Annotated in this window: 3 protein-coding genes and 1 pseudogene; 3 read left to right on the plus strand and 1 reads right to left on the minus strand. The window is 66.7% G+C overall.

The annotated features are described in order from the left end of the window. Positions 1–240 (minus strand): annotated as a pseudogene (locus EN935_RS34545) (methyltransferase type 11); the annotation flags it as partial. A 77-nt stretch (positions 241–317) separates the two neighbouring features. Here EN935_RS34545 and EN935_RS34550 point away from each other — a divergent pair. From EN935_RS34550 to EN935_RS34560, 3 genes are all read left to right on the plus strand, one after another. Then, complete coding sequence (locus tag EN935_RS34550) at positions 318–737, plus strand: hypothetical protein (RefSeq protein ID WP_127266267.1); 420 nt, start codon at positions 318–320, stop codon at positions 735–737. Next, positions 730–1,134: a hypothetical protein gene (locus EN935_RS34555; RefSeq protein ID WP_127266268.1), complete on the plus strand. Its 405-nt coding sequence runs from the start codon at positions 730–732 to the stop codon at positions 1,132–1,134. The genes EN935_RS34550 and EN935_RS34555 overlap by 8 nt, the downstream gene beginning before the upstream one ends. Next, positions 1,073–1,724 (plus strand): terminase family protein (locus EN935_RS34560; protein WP_245489126.1); only part of this gene is annotated, 652 nt, incomplete at its 3' end. The genes EN935_RS34555 and EN935_RS34560, both read left to right, overlap by 62 nt.

Raw genomic sequence — 1,724 nt, forward strand, 5'->3', positions numbered from 1 at the left:
GGCAGCGGCAAGGAAGCGCGCCGGACCGCCAATGCCACTGCCGATATCGAGGATCCGGTCGGTGGGCGAGGGGGCCAGACGGGCAGCATGGTCCTGCGTGGCGATGAGCTCGCGGCCGTGAAGCTGGTCGAACGGATAGAGTTGCGCGGCACTGAGACTATCGGGTTTCGCGTCGGGGATCGCGGCCAGCATGCGCTCGACGATGCCGTCGCTGCCGTAATGCGTGGTGACGCTGCTCATGGCCGTCCTCCGTCAAGGAGGCAGCTTCCCACCAACGGGATGTTTGCGCAACGCGCGCTGATTCAGGAACGTGATTCATGACCCGCTACGCCACCATCATCACCAACGATGACGGCCGTGAGGTCGTCAGCGCCATTGGCGAGTTCGAAGGTGCCGAGCCGCAGCCACGCCTCGGCCGTGTCGAACAGGTCGCGCCCGGCGTGCTGATCGGCATGGTGCGGGACGCGGCCGGCGGCTTTTGTTTCCCGCAAGCCGGCATCGCTGGGCAGCTTGTCGGTCTCGTCATGGCACGTCTCAAGGCACAGGCCGGTGTGACGAAGCCTGCCCAGGCGGCGAAGCCTGCCGATGCGGCAAGGCCGAAGCGGCCCCAGAGAGCAAAGAAACGGACCAAGAAGAACGCCCGCTCGAAGAAACCGGCCAACCGGGTCAGATCGGCACCGCCGAAGGCCGGCATTTCCGCTGCCGATGCCAATGCCACGGGGCAGGTCCATGACTGACAAGACCGCCGCCGGGCCAACGCGCCGCAAGCCGGCAAGGCGCAAACCCACTGCCAGCCCGGCTGCGCGGAGGCCGCGCCCCAAGCGCGCGAAGAAAACGCTGGGCGATGATTTCCTGGCTGCTGTGCGGGCTGATTTCCGCGCACATGGCGCCGGCGTCATCGCCGAGGTGCGGGCCGACAAGCCGGACCAGTATCTGAAGATCGTGCTTTCGGTGCTGCCCAAGGATTTTGATGCCACGATCAACCAAATGGACGGCTTAAGCGATGACGAGATCCGCAGCCGCATCCGGGCCCTCGAAGCCGTCGTCAAGCCGTTCCTCGAAGAGCTCGGTGATGTCCGCCAGGACGGAATATCTGGCGCTGCTGGCGGAACTGGACCGCAGGCGCCGGACTAATCTTCTTGCCGCCTACAAGCCGTATCAGCGCCAGGCCGAGTTTCACGCGGCAGGCGCGCAGAACCGCGAAAGGCTGTTCATGGCCGGCAACCAGCTCGGCAAGACCAGGGCAGGGGGCGCCGAATGGGCCATGCACCTCACCGGCCGCTATCCCGCGTGGTGGCAAGGCAAGGTTTTTGACTCAGCCGTCCGGCTGTGGGCGGCCGGCGTCACCGGCGAAGGCACGCGCGACAATCCGCAGCGCGTGCTGGTCGGCCCGCCGCAGCAGCAGGCGGCCTGGGGCACCGGCATGATCCCGGCCGACGCCATCCTGCAGACCGCGATGGGCCGCGGCGCGCCCGGCGCGCTCGACAGCGTGGTGGTGCGCTGGGGCGGCGGCGGCGATGTGCAGGCCGATGAATCGGTGCTGTCGTTCAAGAGCTTCGAGAAGGGCCGCGAGAAATGGCAGGGCGAGACGCTGCATGGCGTCTGGTTCGACGAGGAACCACCGCTCGACATCTATTCCGAAGGCCTGACCCGCACCAACGCAACCGGCGGGATAACGATCGTGACGTTCACGCCGCTGCTTGGGATGTCGGATGTGGTGCTGT

It is taken from the genome of Mesorhizobium sp. M7D.F.Ca.US.004.03.1.1 (assembly GCF_003998635.1).
In the GTDB taxonomy this organism is placed as follows: Bacteria; Pseudomonadota; Alphaproteobacteria; order Rhizobiales; family Rhizobiaceae; genus Mesorhizobium; species Mesorhizobium loti.